The sequence below is a fragment of the Pseudomonas sp. KH_046_1 genome, assembly GCF_057839025.1.
This window is the reverse complement of record NZ_CM174481.1, coordinates 1,897,612-1,918,078: the sequence shown is the minus strand read 5'-3', so window position 1 is coordinate 1,918,078 and position 20,467 is coordinate 1,897,612. Positions and strand designations below refer to the sequence as shown.

The 20,467-nt window shown below is 58.9% G+C and carries 20 protein-coding genes and 2 pseudogenes; 8 read left to right on the top strand and 14 right to left on the bottom strand.

The features are described 5' to 3' along the window. Window positions 1-86: 86 nt before the first annotated feature. Window positions 87-1,010 (bottom strand): LysR family transcriptional regulator, encoded by a 924-nt coding sequence (locus AC3IT9_RS08820; protein ID WP_489273491.1) that lies wholly within the window; start codon window positions 1,008-1,010, stop codon window positions 87-89. Window positions 1,011-1,134: 124 nt separating this feature from the next. Between AC3IT9_RS08820 and AC3IT9_RS08815 the strand changes: the two genes are divergently transcribed. Beyond that, the gene (locus AC3IT9_RS08815) at window positions 1,135-1,881 is read left to right on the top strand and encodes a 3-oxoacyl-ACP reductase family protein (RefSeq protein WP_151213299.1); all 747 of its coding nucleotides are present in this window, start codon (window positions 1,135-1,137) and stop codon (window positions 1,879-1,881) included. 141 nt (window positions 1,882-2,022) lie between these two features. On the opposite strand, the gene AC3IT9_RS08810 is transcribed toward AC3IT9_RS08815, so the two are convergent. Continuing rightward, complete coding sequence (locus AC3IT9_RS08810; protein WP_489272695.1) at window positions 2,023-2,718, bottom strand: HAD-IA family hydrolase; 696 nt, start codon at window positions 2,716-2,718, stop codon at window positions 2,023-2,025. Between the two features lie 311 nt (window positions 2,719-3,029). On the opposite strand from AC3IT9_RS08810, the pseudogene AC3IT9_RS08805 reads away from it, so the two are divergent. Continuing rightward, window positions 3,030-6,233: pseudogene (locus AC3IT9_RS08805) on the top strand (RHS repeat-associated core domain-containing protein); the annotation flags it as partial. Between the two features lie 124 nt (window positions 6,234-6,357). On the opposite strand, the gene AC3IT9_RS08800 reads toward AC3IT9_RS08805, so the two are convergent. The 10 genes from AC3IT9_RS08800 to AC3IT9_RS08755 all read right to left on the bottom strand — a co-directional run bounded on the left by AC3IT9_RS08800 (window position 6,358) and on the right by AC3IT9_RS08755 (window position 10,746). Next, on the bottom strand, window positions 6,358-6,564 hold the full coding sequence (locus AC3IT9_RS08800; RefSeq protein WP_489272694.1) for a hypothetical protein: 207 nt from the start codon (window positions 6,562-6,564) through the stop codon (window positions 6,358-6,360). 82 nt (window positions 6,565-6,646) lie between these two features. After that, window positions 6,647-6,829: a hypothetical protein gene (locus AC3IT9_RS08795; protein ID WP_150724634.1), complete on the bottom strand. Its 183-nt coding sequence runs from the start codon at window positions 6,827-6,829 to the stop codon at window positions 6,647-6,649. Window positions 6,830-6,845: 16 nt separating this feature from the next. After that, on the bottom strand, window positions 6,846-7,313 hold the full coding sequence (locus AC3IT9_RS08790; RefSeq protein ID WP_191628013.1) for a glycine zipper domain-containing protein: 468 nt from the start codon (window positions 7,311-7,313) through the stop codon (window positions 6,846-6,848). A 113-nt stretch (window positions 7,314-7,426) separates the two neighbouring features. Further along, window positions 7,427-7,795, bottom strand: a complete 369-nt coding sequence (locus AC3IT9_RS08785; RefSeq protein ID WP_007988063.1) for a hypothetical protein — start codon at window positions 7,793-7,795, stop codon at window positions 7,427-7,429. Between the two features lie 10 nt (window positions 7,796-7,805). Beyond that, window positions 7,806-8,165: a hypothetical protein gene (locus tag AC3IT9_RS08780; RefSeq protein WP_150724633.1), complete on the bottom strand. Its 360-nt coding sequence runs from the start codon at window positions 8,163-8,165 to the stop codon at window positions 7,806-7,808. Continuing rightward, window positions 8,108-8,296: a hypothetical protein gene (locus AC3IT9_RS08775; protein WP_032829518.1), complete on the bottom strand. Its 189-nt coding sequence runs from the start codon at window positions 8,294-8,296 to the stop codon at window positions 8,108-8,110. Before AC3IT9_RS08775 ends, AC3IT9_RS08780 begins: the two co-directional genes overlap by 58 nt. A gap of 146 nt (window positions 8,297-8,442) precedes the next feature. After that, window positions 8,443-8,763, bottom strand: coding sequence for a YbjQ family protein (locus AC3IT9_RS08770; protein WP_150724631.1), 321 nt, complete (start codon window positions 8,761-8,763; stop codon window positions 8,443-8,445). After that, entirely contained in the window at window positions 8,760-10,103 is a 1,344-nt protein-coding gene (locus AC3IT9_RS08765) for a serine hydrolase domain-containing protein (protein WP_489272691.1), read from the bottom strand. Before AC3IT9_RS08765 ends, AC3IT9_RS08770 begins: the two co-directional genes overlap by 4 nt. A gap of 59 nt (window positions 10,104-10,162) precedes the next feature. After that, window positions 10,163-10,495 carry a type II toxin-antitoxin system HicB family antitoxin gene (locus AC3IT9_RS08760; RefSeq protein ID WP_150724629.1) on the bottom strand — a complete coding sequence of 111 codons (333 nt, stop codon included), beginning with the start codon at window positions 10,493-10,495 and terminating at the stop codon, window positions 10,163-10,165. Continuing rightward, window positions 10,492-10,746 carry a type II toxin-antitoxin system HicA family toxin gene (locus AC3IT9_RS08755; protein ID WP_489272689.1) on the bottom strand — a complete coding sequence of 85 codons (255 nt, stop codon included), beginning with the start codon at window positions 10,744-10,746 and terminating at the stop codon, window positions 10,492-10,494. The genes AC3IT9_RS08760 and AC3IT9_RS08755 overlap by 4 nt, the downstream gene beginning before the upstream one ends. A gap of 331 nt (window positions 10,747-11,077) precedes the next feature. On the opposite strand from AC3IT9_RS08755, the pseudogene AC3IT9_RS08750 reads away from it, so the two are divergent. Then, window positions 11,078-11,288, top strand: a pseudogene (locus AC3IT9_RS08750) (helix-turn-helix domain-containing protein); the annotation flags it as partial. A 59-nt stretch (window positions 11,289-11,347) separates the two neighbouring features. Continuing rightward, window positions 11,348-11,881 carry a polyhydroxyalkanoate synthesis repressor PhaR gene (gene phaR, locus AC3IT9_RS08745; RefSeq protein ID WP_116265289.1) on the top strand — a complete coding sequence of 178 codons (534 nt, stop codon included), beginning with the start codon at window positions 11,348-11,350 and terminating at the stop codon, window positions 11,879-11,881. Window positions 11,882-11,916: 35 nt separating this feature from the next. On the opposite strand, the gene phaP is transcribed toward phaR, so the two are convergent. Then, on the bottom strand, window positions 11,917-12,480 hold the full coding sequence (gene phaP / locus AC3IT9_RS08740; protein ID WP_150724627.1) for a TIGR01841 family phasin: 564 nt from the start codon (window positions 12,478-12,480) through the stop codon (window positions 11,917-11,919). Between the two features lie 250 nt (window positions 12,481-12,730). Between phaP and AC3IT9_RS08735 the strand changes: the two genes are divergently transcribed. After that, entirely contained in the window at window positions 12,731-15,154 is a 2,424-nt protein-coding gene (locus tag AC3IT9_RS08735) for a DUF3141 domain-containing protein (protein WP_489272688.1), read from the top strand. Between the two features lie 14 nt (window positions 15,155-15,168). On the opposite strand, the gene AC3IT9_RS08730 is transcribed toward AC3IT9_RS08735, so the two are convergent. Next, on the bottom strand, window positions 15,169-16,284 hold the full coding sequence (locus AC3IT9_RS08730; protein WP_150724625.1) for an AraC family transcriptional regulator: 1,116 nt from the start codon (window positions 16,282-16,284) through the stop codon (window positions 15,169-15,171). A gap of 272 nt (window positions 16,285-16,556) precedes the next feature. Here AC3IT9_RS08730 and phbB point away from each other — a divergent pair, with 272 nt between their 5' ends. The 3 genes from phbB (at window position 16,557) to phaC (ending at window position 20,422) form a co-directional block, all read left to right on the top strand. Next, entirely contained in the window at window positions 16,557-17,303 is a 747-nt protein-coding gene (gene phbB, locus AC3IT9_RS08725; protein ID WP_007988010.1) for an acetoacetyl-CoA reductase, read from the top strand. A gap of 64 nt (window positions 17,304-17,367) precedes the next feature. Beyond that, window positions 17,368-18,546: an acetyl-CoA C-acetyltransferase gene (locus AC3IT9_RS08720; protein WP_150724624.1), complete on the top strand. Its 1,179-nt coding sequence runs from the start codon at window positions 17,368-17,370 to the stop codon at window positions 18,544-18,546. 172 nt (window positions 18,547-18,718) lie between these two features. After that, complete coding sequence (phaC, locus tag AC3IT9_RS08715) at window positions 18,719-20,422, top strand: class I poly(R)-hydroxyalkanoic acid synthase (protein ID WP_489272686.1); 1,704 nt, start codon at window positions 18,719-18,721, stop codon at window positions 20,420-20,422. The last annotated feature ends 45 nt before the right edge of the window (window positions 20,423-20,467 follow it).

Sequence of the window (20,467 nt, the reverse complement as noted above, 5' to 3'; positions counted from 1 at the left end):
CGCTCCCACAGGGGATTTGTGAACGCCGCAGATCAGTGTGGGAGCGAGCCTGCTCGCGATGGCCACCCCCCGGTTTCAAGACTTGCTCAAACCGCACTAAACCTCTGCCCCAACCCCCGCTCGGCAAACTGCTCAATGACGAATTCGACAAACGCCCGGGTCTTGCCGGGCAGCAGTTTGTGTTCGGCGTAATAGATGGAGGTGTAGCCGTCGTCGATGTACCAGTCCGGCAACACCCGCTGCAACCTTCCCGTTTCCAGATAGCCCGCAGCAAACGGCATGCTCACCAGCGCAATGCCCAGACCCTGCGCGGCCGTGGCGCAGGCGGCCTCGGAATCGCTCATGGTCATCCGCGCCTTGAGCGTCAACGGGCTGTGTTGCTGATTGCGATGGGTCAACTGCCAGGAGCGCACCCGACCAGTCTGCGGCGAGCGGATCAGAATCCCGTCATGGTGCTTGAGGTCATCCGGCTCGCTGATCGCTGCATGTGTCTCCAGGTAGTCCTGCGTAGCCACCAACACCCGATGTGCCGGACTCAGTCGGCGTGCAACCACGCCCTGGGGTAATTCGAAGCCACCGCCGATTGCCGCGTCGAAGCCCTGCCCGATCAGATCGACCTGGCGGTTGTCGAAGTGCCAGTCCGGGTTGATCGCCGGGAATCGTCGCAGAAACTCGCCGAGCATCGGCACAATGTACAGGCAGCCGAATACCGTCCCCATGCTCACTTTCAGAGTGCCCGCAGGCTGCCCTCCGGCGCTGGCGAGATTGGCCACGGCATTCTGGATCGTATGCAGGCTGGCGCTGACTTCGCCGAGAAACAACTGACCGGCCTCCGTCAGGGTCAGGCTGCGAGTACTGCGCTGGAACAATCTGACACCCAGGCGCGCCTCGAGCTTGGCAACGCTCTTGCCCACCGCCGCCGGTGTCAGGCTCAAGCGCCGCGCCGCTTCGGCAAAGCTGCCGACCTCGGCACTGCGCACGAAGCATTCGATACTGCTGAAGGTTTCCATAGGCGCCATTATAAACTTTTGGTTTACACAGACCATCGCAATTATGGTCTACACAGCAGGTAATCCTGAATCGATACTAGGCTCCATCAACCGGGACATCTCGCCTCGGGACTTGGAGATCGACATGACTACTCAGAACCTCAGCGGCAAAGTGGCATTGATTCAAGGTGGTTCCCGCGGTATCGGTGCAGCCATCGTCAAGCGCCTGGCTGCTGAAGGCGCGACCGTTGCCTTCACTTACGTCAGCTCGACGGCGAAAGCTGAAGAACTGCAAGACAGCATCACCGCCAAGGGCGGCAAGGCCCTGGCCATCAAGGCCGACAGCGCCGACGCCGACGCCATCCGCGGTGCCGTGTCCGCCACGGTAGAAGCCTTCGGTCGCCTGGACATCCTGGTCAACAATGCCGGCGTACTGGCGGTCGCACCGCTGGCCGAGTTCAAACTCGAAGACTTCGACCAGACCCTGGCCATCAACGTGCGCAGCGTGTTCATCGCCACCCAGGCCGCCGCCAGGCACATGACAGAAGGCGGTCGCATCATCAACATCGGCAGCACCAACGCCGATCGCATGCCCTTCGCCGGTGGCGGCCCCTACGCCATGAGCAAGTCGGCGCTGGTCGGCCTGACCAAAGGCCTGGCCCGCGATCTCGGCCCGCAAGGCATCACCATCAATAACGTGCAACCAGGCCCGGTCGACACCGACATGAACCCGGCCGAGGGTGACTTTGCGGAAAGCCTGATCCCGTTGATGGCCGTGGGCCGTTACGGCAAGGCCGAAGAGATCGCCAGCTTCGTCGCCTACCTCGTCAGCCCTGAAGCGGGCTACATCACTGGAGCCAGCCTGACCATCGACGGTGGTTTTGGCGCCTGATGCTTGTCAGCCAACTGCAATAACTGTGGGAGCGAGCCTGCTCGCGAAGAGGGAGTATCAGACACGTTGATGTTGTCTGAAACACCGCCTTCGCGAGCAGGCTCGCTCCCACAATTGCCAGAGTCGAGCCGTCTTTTTTAGCTAGGTCCACTCAAGCGCCGGCAAACCACAGGCACTCGGCACAAACGCCTTCAGCGTGCGAAGAATGCCATCAGCGTGTGCGTAGCTGGCGTCTGCCATTGCCGCATCCGGTATCGCAATCGCCGTCATCCCCGCCGCTTTCGCCGCAGTGACACCGAAAGGCGAATCCTCGAACACCAGGCAATCTTCCGGTGCAACACCCAGACGTCGCGCCGCCGTCAGGAAAATATCCGGTGCCGGCTTGGCCGCGCCCACCTCGGGGTCATCGGCGGTAACGATGAAGTCGAACAAGGCGAACCAGTCGCGGTGCAAGGTGGTTTTCTGGCCGAACGACTGGCTCGAGGAACTGGTGCCCACGGCAATGGGAATATTGTTGGCCTTCAGATGCCGCACCAGCTCCTGTGCGCCAGGCATTGCTTGCGCGGCAGGAAAACGCTCGCGCATCAGCGGCTCGCGGATCACCAGAAATTCTTGCGCCGTGATCGGCAAGTCCAGCGCTTCAACCACATAGCGCGCCAGATCGCCCGCACCCCGGCCAATGATGTTCTGTTTGATGCTCCAGTCGAACGTCCGGCCGTAACGCGCGGCAATGATGGACGTGACTTCGGTGTAGATGCCCTCTGTATCCAGCAACAAACCGTCCATATCGAAAATCACGGCCTTGATCGGGCCGAATGCTTTCAGGGGTGCATTCATCGCATCTGATCCGTTTTCCAAGGTATCCCGGGCAGCTCAGGTACGGCCGATGCCCGAATGGATTAAAGGGTTCAGCAGCATAGCGAGCGCCGCCGGCTTTGAGCAACGAGGAAATCCCGATCGACGCCGAATGACCCTCCGTGATTTAGCGAATCGCCCTACAGCAAGCGCCACCTTTCCCGACTTCTTTCCTTGCCGATCCCCCGCAGAGTTTCGCGCTCCACATTCCGCCAAGCGAAAGACTGCAGATGTTCGATCCCCAAAAGGTATTGGCATGCCCCGCGAGCGGCCCTCTGACACTTCGCTCCGGCAAGCATGAACACCACGACGACGCCTCCAGACAGGCGAAAAACCCCAACGGCGACAGTGCTGACACCGTCGAGCGCACTGCCACCCACAACTGCTCGGTGTCGATGGTAACCGGAGAAGAACTGCTGACCCTCACCGACGGCACCCTCGACGGGATCCTGCCCTTCGACTTCACCCGCGTCTATCGCACCGGTGCCGTCGAGCTCGACAGCGGACTCGGTTTTGGCTGGAGCCATTCGCTGTCCCAGCACCTGGAACTCCACGGCGAGCAGGTGTTGTGGATCGACCCCGAAAACCGCCGCACGCCCTTTCCACGGCCGACGGCGGCGCGCCCGATGATCCACAACAACCTGTCGCGGGCGGCGATTTACCTCGGCGAGGAGCCGGACGAACTGATCCTCGCCCTGGCCGGCGACCGCGCGCGGTTCTACCACTTTCATGACGGCCGGCTCAGCGCGATCAGCGACGCCTACGGCAACCGCCTGACGGTGCAGCGGGACCGCTTTGACCGGATCCAGCGCCTGGACAATGGCGCCAACCGCGCCTTGCTGCTGCGTTACGACCTCAAGCACCTGGTGGCCATCGACTATCAGGTGTTTCAGCGCAGTGCCCCCGAGACGTCCACCTGGCGCACCGAGCAGACACTGGCCAGCTACCGCTACGACGCCCGCCAGCGATTGATCGAGGCAACCAATGCGGCGGGTGAAAGCGAGCGTTACGACTACGACGAGCAACACGTCATCCTGCAACGGCAACTGGCGGGCGGCGCGAGTTTTTTCTGGGCGTGGGAACGCTCCGGCAAAGCCGCCCGCTGCATTCGTCACTGGGCTTCGTTTGCACAGATGGAGGCGCATTACGTCTGGGACGAGCAAGGCTGCGTGACGGTGAACAACGCCGACGGTAGCGAAGAGGTTTACGTTCATGACGACCGCGCGCGACTGGTGCGCCAGGTTGGACCGGACGGTGCTGAGCAGCACAAGGCCTATGACGACAAGGGCCATCTGATCGCCGAGCAGGACGTCCTCGGTGCCGTCACCGAATACCATTATGACGAAGTCGGTCGGCTGATCGCGCTGCTTGCAACGGATGCGGCACCCACGTCCTGCGAGTATCGCCACGGCTTGCTGCACACCCGCACCCAGGGTCAGGCGACGTGGACCTGTCAGCGCAATGCCCAGGGAGACATCACTGCCATCACCGATCCAGACGGGCAAATCACCCGCTACATCTACGACCCACAGGGGCGCTTGCTGACGATCCGCTTCCCCGACCGGAGCGGTCACCGGTTTGTCTGGAGTGCCTTGGGGCTATTGCTGGAGGAGATCCTGCCGGACGGTGCTCAGCGCACTTTTTCCTACGATGCCTTGGGTCGGCGGATTACCCGGCAAGACGAACACGGTGCCATCACCGGCTATGAGTGGGACGCGGTGGGCCGACTGACCCGGACCACGCTGCCCACCGGCGCCCGCCGCGCCTATCGCTACAACGCCTACGGCCAGGTCACCGCCGAAACCGACGAACTGGGACGGGTGACCCGTTACGAATACGCCGACGACCTGCACTTGGTCAGCCGCCGGATCAACCCCGAAGGCAGCGCGCTGAAGTACCGCTACGACCATGCGCAATTGTTGCTCACCGAGATCGAAAACGAGGTCGGCGACACCTATCGGCTGGACTACACGCCGGGCGGATTGATCCGACAGGAAACCGGCTTCGATGGCCGTCGTACCGCGTATGCCTATGACGGCAATGGCCAGTTGCTCGAGAAAACCGAGTTCGGCGACGACGGTTCGCAACTCGTCACGCAGTACCAACGCGACAGCGCTGGACGCTTATTGCTCAAGACTCTGCCCGACGGGATCAAGGTCGAGTACCACTACGACAACCTCGGGCGGCTGGTCAGCGTCGACGACGGCCAGGACCATCCGCTGGAGTTCGAATACGACCGCCTGGACCGGCTGATCACCGAGCATCAGGGCTGGAGCACCCTGCGTTACGGCTACGACACTTGCGGTCGGCTCAAGCGCCTGCGCCTGCCGGACGGCTGTGTGCTCGATTACCACCATGCCCGGGGCGGCGCCCTGACTGCCATCGACCTCAACGGTACGCGTCTGACCAGCCATCGTTTTGTCGGCGGGCGCGAACAGCAACGCCAACAGGGCCTGCTGCTCAGCGATTATGCCTACGACGAGCTGGGCCGTTTGCAGGCCCATGCCGTCAGCCAAAAGCAACGACCGCTGTACCGCCGCGAGTATGCCTACAGTGCCAAGGGCAATCTCCTGCAGATTGCCGACAGCCGTCACGGCCAACGCCACTATCAATACGATGCGCTCGACCGCCTGACCGGCGTACGCCACGCCCGCGACCAGTTCGCTGAGAACTTCACCCACGACTCGGCCGGCAACCTGCTGATCCACGACCGCCCGGGCCCGTGCGTGCTCCAGGGCAACCGCCTGCGCCGCCGTTACGACAGCCACTACGACTACGACGCCTTCGGCAACCTGGTCCGCGAACGCCGCGGGATGCCGCCCCAGGTCACCCAATACACCTACGACAGCCAACACCGCCTGATCAGCGTCAGCACCCCGGACGGTAAAAGTGTCAGCTACCGCTACGATGCCTTCGGCCGGCGCATCGGCAAAACCGTCGATGGCCAGACCACGCAATTCTTCTGGCAAGGCGACCAACTCATCGCCGAAAGCGGCCCCCGGCACTACCGCAGCTACGTCTACGAACCCGGCAGCTTTCGCCCGCTGGCGCTGCTAAACGGCAAAGGCCGGGCAGACGCCTGCCCGTTCTACTACCAACTCGACCACCTCGGCACCCCGCAGGAACTGACCAGCTACGGCGGCGCCATCGTCTGGTCGGCCAAGTACACCGCCCACGGCAAACTCCGCGAAGTGAGCCACGGCGAAGGCGAACGACTCGAACAGCCGCTACGGTTTCAGGGGCAATACTTCGACGCGGAGAGCGGCCTGCACTACAACCGGCATCGCTACTACCATCCGGACATCGGTCGTTATCTGACGCCGGATCCGGTCAAGTTGGCCGGAGGGTTGAACCCGTATCGGTACACCCGAAACCCGACGGGGTGGGTGGATCCGTTGGGGTCGAGCGGGAATTGCCCGCACGCGAACCAGCCGGGATGGTCGGCACCGTATGGGGAGGGAGGGGCAAAGGTTGATGAGAGGGAGCCTGATGTGCCCTCCCCAAAACCTTCAAATAAATACGTGTATCGCGGAAACTCGCGGGAGCCCCGGGAAATTTTTGGAACCGGTTTTGAATCCCTCGGATCGACGCCTTAAAGAAGCAATCGGGACCCGGGCCTCCTCACTGTCGCTTCGTAATGGCTGACTCACCCGCGCCATCGTCCTGTTCTTCTGGATCGGCCTCAATATTGTCGTCGCTCGGAACCAGCTCCACACCTGCATCATCATCGTCCGGCGGTCGTTGGTCGCGGCTCAAGGAGTCGGTAGGCGACGGCAGCGGATACTCCGGCGTGTCATCAACGTCGGGGACGTTCCGATCAGTCTTCATATCGCACCTCTCGTGTGACCTGAATTGCAGGCCACGACCTGGCGAGGACTGGACAACCGGTCAATCCGCCAGCACGGCTCGATCAATCTTCGTCCTCTTCCTCATCGTCAAACTCGATATTCCCCACATCGCCCAAATCATCAGCATCGTTAAGCGGCACCGTCGCATCATCCATCAGCGATCCCGGATCTTCATTGCCGGGATCGTTTATAGATGACAGTCCGCCCGGGCCCTTTTCTTCCTTGCCTTCGCTTTTCGCAGTCATGGGATGCCTCGCTCAACTAGTGATGCTTTTTGTGGTGCTTGTTCGAGTGTTTATAACCTTTACCGGGATGGGAATGACCACTGTCACTCCCCAGATCATTGCCGACCGCACCGCCGGCTGCACCGCCAATACCGGCACCGATGGCCGATCCGGTCGAGCCTCCAATACTGTTGCCGACCACCGATCCACCCGCCGCGCCCAAACCACCGCCTACCGCCGCCTCGGTGCGACTGCGCTTGGGCGCGGCAATGGCACTGCCGGCCGCTCCGCCGACACCTGCACCAATCGCAGCGCCCGTGCTGCCACCCACCTGGCCACCGACGACGTTGCCCAACACCCCACCAAGACCACCGCCTACCGCGGCATCTCCATTACCTCCCGCCAGCGCCACCTGAGAGACCAGCAATCCAAAAACAATCGCAGGCACCATCAATAGTCGAGCATTCAGGCTTCCGTTTTTTTTGCCGTTGGCTTTCGGGTTCATGGCACGCCTCGCATTCTTCCAGGGTATGGAAGATTTGAGCTGCTGCGGCGTGAAACGTTCATAAATGAAAAAGCCCGGCATCAGGCCGGGCTCTTTTCAAATCTGAATCAGGATCAGTGACGCTTGTGACCATTGGCCAGGTTGCTGCCTACGCCGCCGCCCAATGCGCCGCCCAGGCCTGCACCGATGGTGGCACCGGACTTGCCGCCCAGGCTATTGCCGATCACCGAACCACCGGCCGCGCCAACACCGCCACCGATAGCAGCGCTGGTGCGATGACCTTTTTTGGCGGCAACTGCACTGCCCGCCGCGCCAGCCACGCCCGCACCAATCGCTGCGCCAGTGCTGCCACCCATTTTCTGGCCGACCACGTTACCCAACGCGCCGCCCAAGCCACCGCCCAGCGCGGCAGTGCCGTCACCAGCCATTGCACCTTGAGCAACCAGAAGCCCCAGAACCAGAGCAGGCAGTGTTAAACGCATGACAAAAACCTCAAAAAATAGGGGTACACAAAAAGGGGGCGAGATTGAATGCTTTTGCGCGGATAAAGTCCAGCACGCCGGTCCAACTTCGCGATTGGCGACGGTTGGACAGCATTTTTGAAAAAGGTTTTATGACGGACAAAAAAAAGCCCGCTGGGGAAACGGGCCAGGTGTTGCTTTCTAACGGATGAGTAGAGATTAAGGAGGGTGCTGTGAAAAGTTTGTGAAAAATTACCCTTTTCAAAAAAATTGTCATAAAACTTTTCAGGCATGAAAAACCCCGCTCTATGACGGGGTCTGCCTGACGTTCGGTTACTTCCTGACCGGTGCTGTCACCTTGGGTAAAAATTTGCCCTTCAGTACCCGGCACGCTCTGGTCTTGATCTTGTCGACCTCAGTCTGGTCCTCGCCGAAACTGGCCACATATTGGGTCTGACCACACCGCACGGAGTTGTTGATCGGAAATTCTGCGCCATCGTCCTCGATATACGGATCAGCCATCTCTTCACCCCTTTCAAAAAGCGTGATCGACATCGGCAAGCCTTTTGCCTGAAGAAATATCGATCGCCAAGGTTTTTGAGACTAGACGGTCACTAACGGACCCGCCGTTCGGATTTCTCCGTGACCGACGAATGGCTTCTCGGCTTTCACCTCAACTTGACCGCAGTCCCGGTCACAAACACCACGACCATCCCGCCCCTGCCGGTCGGCATGCTGATCTCATAATCAAGCCCGACCACCGCGTCCGCCTGAAGCGCCTGCGCCCGTTCCTTGATCTCATCGGTGGCCTGAATGCGTGCTTCTTTCAACGCTCGTTCCAGTGTCTGGGAGCGCCCACCGAAAAAGTCGCGCATGCCGGCAAATACGTCTCGAACAACGTTGATCCCTTGCACCGACTCGGCGCTGACGATGTCCAGATAGGCGGTAATTTGCCGGCCTTCGATAGAGTGGGTCGTGGTGATGATCATGGGTGTTCCTTCCTGTTCAGATATTCAGCCAACGCATCGAACGCCGGCAAAGTGACGGGATCATTGGCCGAGTTGCTGGCCACCGGATGGGATGCGTAGCGGACAATGACCATCTCGGCCTTCGGGTCGACATGGATGCGCTGCCCATGGACCCCACGCGCCATGAATGCCCCGCCCTCCTTGTCCGTCACCCACCACATCGACCGGTAACTCCAGTCTTTGAGCAATGTGTACCCCGCCTTGGCGAAAGCCTGCCTATCACCGCCGCCACGGATATCGTCGATCACTGCCTCTGGCACGATCTGCTGACCGTTGAACCGACCGCCGTTACGTAGCATCTCGCCAAAACGCGCCAGATCCCGCAACCCCGTATTCAGGCCACCACCGGCGAACGGCGTACCGATGGAGTCCACGGTGAAATAGCCGTCCTGTTCGGCACCCAACCGGCTCCAGATGTTCTCCGACAGCAGTTGTGCAACATTGCGACCGGTGGCGCGGGCAATGACCCAGCCCAACACGTCGGTGTTGACGGTTTTGTAAGCGAACGCTTTGCCGTGCTCACCTTGCGATTGCACCGTCTGCAGAAACTCGTAGTAACTGCGAGGGCCCCCATAACCCTTGGGTTTGGGCAACGGGTTGCCTGCCCTGGCATGGGCCCAGACCTCGGCGTTCGGGTCCGCGTAGTCCTCGCTGTATTTGAGGCCCGTGGTCATGTCGAGCACCTGCCGTACCGTGGCGCTGCCAAACGCAGAATCCGTCAATTCCGGTACATATTCGGCAACCCGCTTGCCAGCATCGATGCGCCCCTGCGCCACCAACATGGCGCCCAGCGTGCCGATCACAGACTTGGTCACGGACATCGCCGCGTGCTGGCCGTCCGGCTTCAACACGCCGAAGTAACGTTCATAGACAACTTTCCCGCGGTGCATCACCACAATACCATCGGTGTAAGTGGCCGCGAGGGATTGCTCCCAGGTCATCGGCGCCCTGGCGCCAAGCGGGACAAAACTGATCTCGTCGATATCTTTGCGCAGCACTGTCTCCAGTGGAACCGGAGCACCCAGGCCGCGTGAAACGTTGATCGTCGGCATCAGTTGCCGGAAATTCGAAACACTCCAGCGCATTGCCGGGAACTGGAAATAGCTGCCGTCTTCAAAACGCACGGTGCGATCAGCGGGGGGTGGCGAACCGACCATCCAGCCGAGTTTGGCGGGGTCACTGTCTTGAGCGTCGGGAAAAGTTGCAGGGGCGGATGCGAGGGCCAGTGATGACATGGCAACTATCGACACAGCCGCGATGAGCTTGGCTGCGCCGCGAAAACTGGCGCGAGGATGGAGCATGATGTCGATTCCGTTCGAAGAGTTTGAGCAGTCTACAGCCGGATCGGCTTATTCACCGCTCAAGCATGCGCCTCGCGATCAAGAACATCAGCAACCCACTGATTGATACTTTTGTGGGCTAACTGAGCTTTCACAGCAACCGTCGCGTGAAGGGCTGGGGCCAGGCGCAGACTGAGATGGCCTGAATAGGGTTTCTGTGGTGTGCGGCCGAGTTTGGCGCAAGTCTCCAGATAATCGGTGACGGCCTCTTCGAATGCGCTGCGAAGTTCTTTGACTGACTCGCCGTGAAACCCGACAACATCCTTGATGCCCGCAATGTGGCCGACGAACAGGCCGTCTTCGTCGCTGTACTCGATCCGGGCTGAGTAGCCGTTGTAGTTCATTACGTTCACGGGGTAACTCCTGCTTGTTCAAGGAAAGCCCGGGCGTCACGCACCTGATAGGGCTTGGCTTCTTTGTCGGGGTGGGGACGGTGAAAAGTGGCCACCACGCCATTCAGTTCAAAACGTACTCGCGATCCATTGCCTTCGATAGTTCTGGCCCCTGCAGCGCCGAACAAGGATTCGATGCGGGACCACTCCATGGTTGCTGGGGCGGGTCTTGAAAATACGGCTTTGAGGGAGCTGAGCTGTTTAATATTCATGGTATTATATCATGATACCGTTCAGGGTTTAGCAACCGCGAATGACATCGCTGATGCATGGGAGAAACCTCTAACGCGCGCTTAAAAAAACGCCGCTTATCCAGAACAGGAAAGCGGCGTTTTCGCGTGGAAGGGTTTGTTTTGCACGACAAGCAGGATATCGGGGTGACTCTCGCCGGGGTTGTAGGCAATTTCCGAGAGTTGCGTAAAGCGTTACGCTTGCTGCGTTTTTAGCTGGTCCCTCCCCTCACGCTCACCTATGTGGCGATCACAGAAGCGCGCCCTGTTTGCTCAGTTTTGCTTCGCCAACGCAGGAACAGGTGCACAGGGTGCTGGATTAACACCCAGAGACGTCAGCAATCAGCCCAGATCTCAGAACCTGTGGTGTTCAAATGGCGAAAGCGCTATCCGGAGGCGGGTCTTGAGGGATTGAACGACCCTGCCTCGAAGTGGCCAGCCTCGCAAGCTCAGCACTCAAAAGATGAAGAAAAGCTCTTACGCTGACCACCCAGCGCGTGCCGCGTGAGGCGACGCATTGGAGTGGCAGTGGTCAGAGTAAGATAAGATGCCTGCAAATCAGATTTGCTGTGAGTAGCCCCGCATGACAGATAACAGTCGGAACACCACCCGTCTGATCAAGAAGTACCCGAATCGCCGTCTGTATGACACGCACACCAGCAGTCATTTGACCCTTGCGGATATACGCCAATTGGTCGTCGATAAAATTCCGTTCGAGGTGGTCGACGCCAAGACTGGCGAGGATCTGACCCGAAGTATTTTGCTGCAGGTCATTCTGGAAGCCGAAAGTGGCGGTGAGCCGATATTCTCCAGCGAGATGCTCATGGGGATTATCCAGTTCTACGGTCCCTACCAGAGCGTCCTCGGCAGCTACCTGGATAAAAGCATCCAGACGGTCATCGACATCCAGTCCCAGACCGGCGCTCAGTCCTCTGAGGCCTGGAGCAAGTTCATGCACCAGCAAGCACCGGTCATGCAGGATTTGATGCGCCAGTATGTCGACCAGTCAAAAAACCTCTACCTGAATACTCAAAACCTCTTCGGCCTGTTCGGCGGCATGCCACCAGGCAAGCCAGGTGCCGGTGGCGGGCCGAAAAAAAATGGCGATGGGGAGTAAACCCATCGCCATCAGCGTAACCGCTCTAATATGACTTACTTGTTACCGCTTGTAGCCTTGGCACCAGGAGCGGTTTTGCCGGCTGCGGCGGTCGCTGCGTCAAAACCGCTCTGGGCAACGTCAGCAGCCTGTTTTACGGCGTTCTGTGCGCTTTCAAAAACGGTACCGGCATTCGCCAGCGACGACTTGAACGCGGCCACAACAGGCTCGGAGCCAGCCGGTGCATTCTTGCTGATCACGTCAACGAACTCTTGCACCTGCTGGGTGCCCGCCTCGACCTGACGCGAGGCCAGTTTGGCGATTTCCGAGTGAGTGCCGACAATCAACGCTTGCACTTGGCGATTGAACTCAGCCAGGCGTTCGGCTTGCACATTTGGCTGGGTGAAAGAAGCCTGGAGCTCAGCGAACCCTTGTGGATCACGGACTGCCAACAGCTTGCGAAAGCCGTCGAACTGCTCCTCGGTGGAGGCCTGCAGAGTCTTGAACTGCAATTGGGTGAGCTGTTCAACGCTGGCGAAGACTTTGCCACTGATTTGCTGCAGGAGGTCGAGGTTGGCTTTCTGAGCGTCTTGCAATTTTTCCGAGTTGAAAAAAGACATGCTTGAATCTCCTGATTCTGAAAAGCCGACATGGGCCTGAGGACGCGATAGCGATCCTGCCAGTCATCGCGTTAGCCTTAATATTGCAGCGCACAAAACCGTTTAGCAATGATTTTTTGTGCAGCGCACAAAAATATTTCTTCTCCTGCCCCTATTCGCTATAGACTCCTAACGTCGAACAGCCAGCCAAGCCCTCTTTATTAAAGAGGCGCAGGCAGCTGCTTCTCATGCACAACGCCAGGAGATCACCATGGGCCAGGAAGATATTATTGCATCGCAATATGACAAAACCTCCTCTCAACGCGGCCTGTTCGAACACCTGAGTCATCTGCAGCACCTCAACACCCTGAACGTCCTTGATGCTTTGCGCCAGCGCCAGGAAAAAACCCTCGCGCCCCTGAAGCGGGGTCAACTCAGACAACCCACGCCCACTGACTGGCAGGAATACTTCACCGACCTCGGCCAACGCAGCCTGCTGTTCTGGGACACCCTGCGCCAGCGCGGCGACAATACGCTGGCCCATGAACGCGCCGGGTATCCTCTGCTGCTCAAGTTCGATCATGAAACCCTGGTCGCAGGCTCCGATCTCCCACGCCCGGTCAACTATTCACTGTTGCGAATCCTCCCCGGACCAGAGCAAAGAATCGACAGCAATGGCCAGCCGGTGATCATCATTGACCCACGCGGCGGCCACGGCTCGGGAATCGGCGGCTTCAAACAGGATTCGGTATTAGGTGAAAGCCTCAGAGCCGGCCACCCCACCTATTTCATCTCTTTCAGTCACTCGCCACAGCCTGGGCAAACCCTGGCCGATATCGTCGAAGCCCAGGCCCGGTTCATCGAAGTCATCAGCGCCCTTCACCCGACCAACAGCGAGCCGATCATCATCGGTAACTGCCAGGCGGGCTGGGCGTTGATGGGACTGGCTGCAACACGACCGGAACTGCCGGGATTGATCATTATCAATGGTGCCCCCTTGTCGTACTGGGCCGGTGTCAATGGACGCAATCCGATGCGCTATACCGGAGGCCTGCTGGGTGGCGGCTGGATGGCTCGCCTGGGCAGCGACTTGGGCAATGGCCGCTTTGACGGTACCTGGCTGGTCAGCAATTTCGAAAACCTGGACCCGGCCAACACCTATTGGGCCAAGTACTACCAGTTGTTCAGCCAGGTCGACAGCGAGGCTGCGCGCTTCCTCGACTTCGAACGCTGGTGGGGCAGCCCGACCCTGCTCAATGGCGAAGAGATTGAGAGGATTGTCGATGACCTTTTCATCGGCAACCAATTGTCCGGCGGTCTCGGCCGCAAGAACAGTGGCATTGACCTGAAACGGATCGAAGTACCGGTGGTGGTGTTCTGTTCCTACGGAGACAACATCACCCCTCCCCAGCAGGCATTGAACTGGATCGCCGATGTTTATCCCAGCGATCTCGCTTTGCATGACGCAGGACGTACCATCGTCTACCTGCGGCACGCCAGCATCGGCCATTTAGGTATTTTTGTTTCCGGCAAAGTGGCGCGGCGCGAACACCGTGGGATGCTCGGCGCGGTCGAAACCATCAAGGCGCTGCCGGCGGGACTGTATGAAATGCTGATTGACGATCTGCCAACCTCCTCAGGCAGCGATGACATGCAATACCGAGTGCGTTTCGAATCAAGGCGAATCGCCGATATCCATGATGACGTCGAGCCGGCCCGTGATGACGATCGCGAATTCTCTCTGGTGGAGCGCGCCTCTGAAATCAACAGCGCGTTTTACGACGGATTCATACGTCCGTGGCTGCGTCAGATCGTCAACGAGCCAATTGCCGAACTGTTGCGCAGGGCGCACCCCTTCCATCAGCAGCAAGTGCTATGGAGCAGCCTGAATCCGGCGCTGTGGTGGTTAGCCGGGACCGCCTCCCAAGTGAGCAGTGATCGCCATCCTGCACGCAAAGACAACCCGTTGCTGGCCTGGCAAGCGTTGTTTTCCAACCAGATGCAAGACGCCCTGAATGCTTATCGCGATGTGCGTGACGCCACTCAGGAGCTGTGTTTTTACGGTATTTACGGCGCACTGAGTGCCGTCAGCAGCAACAAGCCTGCGCGAAATCTCCAGGCACATGCCGACCAGCTGGACCAGGCCCTGATCGAACGCCTGCAGGATGCGCTGCCTCATGGCGGCCCCCTGGAAGCATTGGTGCGGATTCTGTTTTTGCTGGGCCGCGACAGCGACAAGGCGGGCAAGGAAAGCATCGAGAAGCTGGTCCAGCAGGTGCACCTGCTGGTCCAGGACTACAGCAATGAGCCCACTGCCCTGCGCGAAGCCATCCGATTGCAGAACCTGCTGGTTTTCGCCCACCCCCAAGAAAGCTTGCGCAGCCTGCCCTTGTTGCTACCTGAGGCAAAGGAACGCCAACAGGTCCTGACAGCCGTTGGGCAATTGATGCCTGAACTGCTGGCGACCGTTGGAGCTGAAGGCGAATTCTGGCGCGAACTGCACGCGCTGCTCGAAGTCCCCCTGCCGGGCTTCAACCTGACCCAACCACCCAGTGAAACAGTTGTCATCCCGCAGGAGACCCCTTCGCAGCCATCTCCGTCGCCGCAGATCACACCACTGCCCGCTCCTGCCAACGTAGTTAAAGCCCCGAAGCGCAAAGCGAGCAAAGGGACAACGGGCCCCAAGCCACAATGACACTTCACAAGGGATTAGCGGTGAATCCGTTCGGCGAAGCCTGCGACCTTATGATCTCTGGACAGACCGATGAGGTTCATGGATCGGACCCGCGCGACTTTTTCGACCACAGGCGACAACTCGTCGGTTCGATACTGACCGGGGGTCATACCGAACCAACGGGTGCATGCCTTATGGAAGCTGCTGTGATCATGAAAGCCGAGCAGGTAAGTCACATGCTTCATGTTGAAATGAGAATGCCGCAAATAGAAGTCAGCCATCTGCCGACGCACATCGTTCAGGACGTCCTTGAATTGCGTGCCATCCTTCTCAAGGCCGCGTTGAAGCGTTCGCTTGCTGATATTCAGTGCCGCCGCAATCGATTCCATATCACATTGCCCTTGGCCTTGCCCCTGGCTCAAGCGCTCGGTAATCAGCGCGCGAATCCTGCCAACCATAGAGTAACCGGACAACAGGTCCAATTGAGCCTCGGCAAAACTGTCATGGAGTGTGGCCAACGCCTCGTTGGCCATGCTCAACGGACTCAGAAGCTCCTGGCCATCGAACAAGATGCTGTCATATGCCGCCCCGAAACTCAGCGGACAGCCAAAAAGCCGCTGATGCTCCGACGTGTCTTCAGGTTCGGGATAAGTGAACTCCACACTCAATGGTTGCGGTGACTTGCCACCCGCCAGCCAATGGCAGAAACCCAGCAGCGAAGCCAAGGCTGCATCCGTGTATTGCCGGGGTTTGACCGAGCCAGGTTGCTGATGATCGAGACTGGCCAATCGGTAATGCTGCTGCTCCTTGACAAGGAAAAGGCTGAATCCGGTACCAATCAACGGGCTGAAACGAACCAGACGTTCAAGCGCTCTTTTCAGATTCGAACTGGACATCATCGTGTAGCCCACGATCTGAAAACTACTGGGATGGAATTCCCCGTAGGCTTTCAAACCGATATTCAGATCATCCGAAGCCTGAGCAGCCAAGTCCCAAAGACGATAGATAATGCTTCGCTCGCAGAATGCTCCTGGTTTACTCACGAACCCGACATCCAGTCCCGCCTCGCGGCACAGAACAGCAAGATCCAGTCCTTGGGCCAAAAACGTATTCGCCAGCATGCTGGCATAACCCGAACTCATTCTATACATGGCGTCCTCAATGACCGATGGAACCGAACGTCCTGTCCGGAGCCGATACTGACATGCACTGAACATATTTCAACAGTGTTTCAGGAATATTAACTATCCATTGAGTTTTAAGAGTTGATCCAAGTATGGGTACTTCTCATTTTTTTGCCAGCAGGCCAAAACACCCGCGTGGCACCGATGGACAGGAGAACGTCACCTTCAAACACTTCCGCACGGCCCGTCGATATCGAACAATCTTCTCTCCTGCAGCGCAAAAAAAATGGAGTAGATGTATGGAATCGCGTAGTCGCATTGCTTTGGTAACGGGTGGTATGGGCGGTATCGGTACGGCAATCAGCCAACGTCTATACAAGGAAGGATTCAAGGTAATCGTAGGCTGCAGCTCCGATTCCAGCCGCAAGAACGACTGGCGCGCCAGCCAACTGGAGGCGGGTTATGAGTTCGAATTCATCTATGGCGACGTCACCGATTGGGAGTCAACCCGCAAGGCTTTCGAGATGGCTCGTGAACAATTCGGCCCGATCGATGTGCTGGTCAACAACGCCGGCATCACCCGCGACGCGTCTTTTCGCAAGCTCACCCCGGAAGACTGGAACAGCGTGATCGGGACCAACCTGACGGGCTTGTTCAACACCACCAAGCAGGTCATTGAAGGCATGTTGTCCAAAGGCTGGGGGCGGATCATCAATATCTCCTCGATCAACGGTCAGCGTGGCCAGTTCGGCCAGACCAACTACTCCGCCGCCAAGGCTGGCATCCATGGTTTCACCATGGCACTGGCCCGGGAAGTCTCCGGCAAGGGCGTGACCGTCAATACCGTATCCCCAGGCTACATCCAGACCTCCATGACCGCGGCAATACGCCCGGACATTCTCGAAGGCATGATCGCGGCAACACCGGTTGGTCGCCTTGGCCAACCCGAAGAGATCGCCTCAATCGTGGCCTGGCTGGCATCCGATGAGTCCGCCTACAGCACCGGAGCGGACTTCTCGGTAAACGGCGGCATGAACATGCAGTAACCCTGACCAGGGCATGAATGCCCTGGTTTGCTCGACGAATTTTGTCTTTTCCATGAGGTCACGCATGAACGAAGTCGTAATCGTTGCCGCTACTCGTACCGCCATTGGCAGTTTCCAGGGTGCTTTGTCTGCAATTCCCGCGACCGAACTGGGTGCCGCAGTGATTCGCCGCTTGCTGGAGCAGACGGGTATCGATGCTGCTCAAATTGATGAAGTGATCCTCGGCCAGGTGCTCACTGCCGGCGCTGGGCAGAACCCGGCACGCCAGACAGCGATCAAGGCTGGCTTGCCACACACCACCCCTGCCCTGACCTTGAACAAGGTCTGCGGCTCCGGTCTCAAGGCGGTCCATCTTGCCGTCCAGGCAATCCGTTGCGGCGACGCGGAACTGGTAATCGCTGGCGGTCAGGAAAATATGAGTCTGGCCCCCTATGTTCTGCCCAAGGCACGCACCGGCTTGCGTATGGGCCATGCGCAACTGCAAGACAGCATGATCCAGGATGGCCTGTGGGACGCCTTCAACGACTATCACATGGGTATCACAGCTGAGAATCTGGCGCAGAAGTACGAGATCTCTCGTGAAGCACAGGATACCTTCGCTGCCGCCTCGCAACAGAAGGCCGCCGCAGCCATTGAGGGCGGGCGTTTCCAGAGCGAAATCACCCCGATCCTGATTCCTCAGCGCAAGGGCGAACCGCTGGTCTTCGACACCGACGAACAGCCGCGTGTCGACAGTACTGCCCAAGCCTTGGCGAAACTCAAACCGGCATTCCAGAAAGACGGCAGCGTGACTGCCGGCAACGCTTCGACCCTCAACGATGGTGCGGCCGTACTGTTGCTGGCCAGCGCCGCTAAAGCACAAGCGCTGGGCCTTCCGGTACTGGCACGGATCAAAGCCTATGCCAGCGCCGGCGTGGACCCGTCGATCATGGGCATCGGCCCTGTCCCGGCTACACGCCTGACCCTGCAAAAGGCCGGCTGGAGCGTCGAGGACCTGGACCTGATCGAAGCCAACGAAGCCTTCGCCGCCCAGGCGCTTGCGGTTGGCAAAGAGTTGGGTTGGGACACCAGCAAAGTCAACGTCAACGGCGGCGCGATCGCCCTTGGCCATCCGATCGGCGCGTCAGGGGCACGGATTCTGGTGTCGCTGGTGCACGAGCTGATCCGTCGCGACGGCAAGAAGGGGCTGGCCACTTTGTGCATCGGTGGCGGACAAGGCGTCGGCCTGGCTATCGAGCGCTAACGAACGGCATCTGAGTAGCCCATGCGCGGACTTGGGACCCTTGTTCCGCGCATCAGATTGGCGCCAGGTTGGCGTCAGACAACGCTGCCCGCATTCCTGCCGTCGCTACGCCGGAGTCCGGCAAAGCGCGGCTTTTTTTCTGCCCGGCTCATCTGTATGGGCAAGGAACTTTATGGACAACAACGCGCATACATTCAAAACCTATTGGTCAGGCCAGGTTCCGTTCATCGCTTCCTTTGCAGTGCAACAATTACGTCTATGGGTCAGCACTAATCCGTGGTTTTCCGGGCATGAGCACGGCGCCTGGTTCGAGTTGCCTCGCGAAACCCTGGACAGTCTACAAGCGGACTACCAGGTTCAATGGGGCCAACTCGGCCAAAAACTGCTGACCGGCCAACCCTTCAGCTTCGATGATCGACGCTTCTCCAGCGGCAACTGGAGCGAGCCACTGTTCGGCTCCCTCGCTGCGTTTTACCTGCTCAACGCAAGCTTTCTCCTGAAACTGCTCGACAAGCTGCTGATCGACGAAAAAAAACCGCGCCAACGCCTGCGCTATCTGGTGGAGCAAGCCATTGCCGCCAGTGCGCCAAGCAATTTCCTGGTCAGTAACCCTGATGCGCTCCAGCGTGCGGTTGAGACTCAAGGTGCCAGCCTGATGACAGGTTTGGCGCATATGGCCAGCGACATGAACGAAGGCAAAATGCGCCAGTGCGATAGCGGTGCCTTCAAGGTTGGCGTCGACCTGGCCAACACCCCCGGCGAAGTGGTCTTTGAGAATCACCTCTTCCAGCTAATTCAGTACTACCCGCAAAGCGAAACCCAGTACCGACACCCGGTATTCGTCGTACCTCCGTCGATCAACAAGTACTACATCCTTGATCTGCGCCCGGACAACTCGATGGTCCGCCACCTGCTGGAACAGGGACATCCCGTTTTCCTGATGTCCTGGCGCAACTTTGATCAGGAACACGCTGGCACCACCTGGGATGACCTGATTGAGCACGGGGTGATCAACGCGCTGCAAGTGACCCGCGAGATCAGTGGCGAACAGCGGCTCAATTGCGTGGGCTTCTGCATCGGCGGCACCCTGCTGAGCACGGCGCTGGCAGTACTTGCTGCACGCGGCGACAGGGAAATCGCCAGCGTGAGCCTGTTCACCACGTTCCTTGACTACCTGGATACCGGTCCCATCGACATATTCGTCGACGAAGAACTGGTGGCCTATCGAGAGCGCACTATCGGCGGCATGAATGGTCCCATCGGTCTGTTTCGTGGTGAGGACATGGGCAATACCTTTTCCCTACTGCGCCCCAACGAACTATGGTGGAACTACAACGTCGACAAATACCTCAAGGGGCAGAAGCCGATCCCGCTTGATCTGCTGTTCTGGAACAACGACAGCACCAACCTTCCGGGGCCGATGTACTGCTGGTATCTGCGCCACACCTATCTGCAGAACGATTTGAAATCAGGCGAGCTGGAGTGCTGTGGGGTCAAGCTTGATTTGCGTGCAATTGACGCTCCCGCTTACATCCTCGCCACCCATGACGATCACATCGTGCCCTGGAAAAGCGCCTACGCCAGCACCAACCTGCTCTCCGGGACCAAGCGTTTTGTATTAGGAGCTTCAGGGCATATCGCCGGCGTCATCAATCCACCGGCCAAGCAGAAGCGCCATTACTGGACCAATAATCGGGTCACGAAAAACCCGGAGACCTGGTTCAAGAATGCTGAGCAGCAACCCGGTAGCTGGTGGAATGATTGGTTCAACTGGCTGGCGGGACACTCCGGCGAGCGCCAACCAGCGGTTGCGCACATAGGGAATGACAAATTCCCGCCTCTGGAGCCGGCGCCAGGCAGTTATGTAAAGCAATGAAAGACTGAAATGCCCTGCTGCATGACTTCATGCAGCAGGTCAACT

Excerpts from the sequence above, each read along its gene's own strand:
- AC3IT9_RS08730 (WP_150724625.1), bottom strand. The coding sequence starts at position 16,284 with ATGTATAGAATGAGTTCGGGTTATGCCAGCATGCTGGCGAATACGTTT.
- AC3IT9_RS08735 (WP_489272688.1), top strand. The coding sequence starts at position 12,731 with ATGGGCCAGGAAGATATTATTGCATCGCAATATGACAAAACCTCCTCT.
- AC3IT9_RS08785 (WP_007988063.1), bottom strand. The coding sequence starts at position 7,795 with ATGCGTTTAACACTGCCTGCTCTGGTTCTGGGGCTTCTGGTTGCTCAA.
- AC3IT9_RS08720 (WP_150724624.1), top strand. The coding sequence starts at position 17,368 with ATGAACGAAGTCGTAATCGTTGCCGCTACTCGTACCGCCATTGGCAGT.
- AC3IT9_RS08800 (WP_489272694.1), bottom strand. The coding sequence starts at position 6,564 with ATGAAGACTGATCGGAACGTCCCCGACGTTGATGACACGCCGGAGTAT.
- phaP (WP_150724627.1), bottom strand. The coding sequence starts at position 12,480 with ATGTCTTTTTTCAACTCGGAAAAATTGCAAGACGCTCAGAAAGCCAAC.
- AC3IT9_RS08820 (WP_489273491.1), bottom strand. The coding sequence starts at position 1,010 with ATGGAAACCTTCAGCAGTATCGAATGCTTCGTGCGCAGTGCCGAGGTC.
- phbB (WP_007988010.1), top strand. The coding sequence starts at position 16,557 with ATGGAATCGCGTAGTCGCATTGCTTTGGTAACGGGTGGTATGGGCGGT.
- phaR (WP_116265289.1), top strand. The coding sequence starts at position 11,348 with ATGACAGATAACAGTCGGAACACCACCCGTCTGATCAAGAAGTACCCG.
- AC3IT9_RS08755 (WP_489272689.1), bottom strand. The coding sequence starts at position 10,746 with ATGAATATTAAACAGCTCAGCTCCCTCAAAGCCGTATTTTCAAGACCC.
- phaC (WP_489272686.1), top strand. The coding sequence starts at position 18,719 with ATGGACAACAACGCGCATACATTCAAAACCTATTGGTCAGGCCAGGTT.
- AC3IT9_RS08810 (WP_489272695.1), bottom strand. The coding sequence starts at position 2,718 with ATGAATGCACCCCTGAAAGCATTCGGCCCGATCAAGGCCGTGATTTTC.
- AC3IT9_RS08775 (WP_032829518.1), bottom strand. The coding sequence starts at position 8,296 with ATGGCTGATCCGTATATCGAGGACGATGGCGCAGAATTTCCGATCAAC.
- AC3IT9_RS08765 (WP_489272691.1), bottom strand. The coding sequence starts at position 10,103 with ATGCTCCATCCTCGCGCCAGTTTTCGCGGCGCAGCCAAGCTCATCGCG.
- AC3IT9_RS08815 (WP_151213299.1), top strand. The coding sequence starts at position 1,135 with ATGACTACTCAGAACCTCAGCGGCAAAGTGGCATTGATTCAAGGTGGT.
- AC3IT9_RS08795 (WP_150724634.1), bottom strand. The coding sequence starts at position 6,829 with ATGACTGCGAAAAGCGAAGGCAAGGAAGAAAAGGGCCCGGGCGGACTG.
- AC3IT9_RS08790 (WP_191628013.1), bottom strand. The coding sequence starts at position 7,313 with ATGAACCCGAAAGCCAACGGCAAAAAAAACGGAAGCCTGAATGCTCGA.
- AC3IT9_RS08770 (WP_150724631.1), bottom strand. The coding sequence starts at position 8,763 with ATGATCATCACCACGACCCACTCTATCGAAGGCCGGCAAATTACCGCC.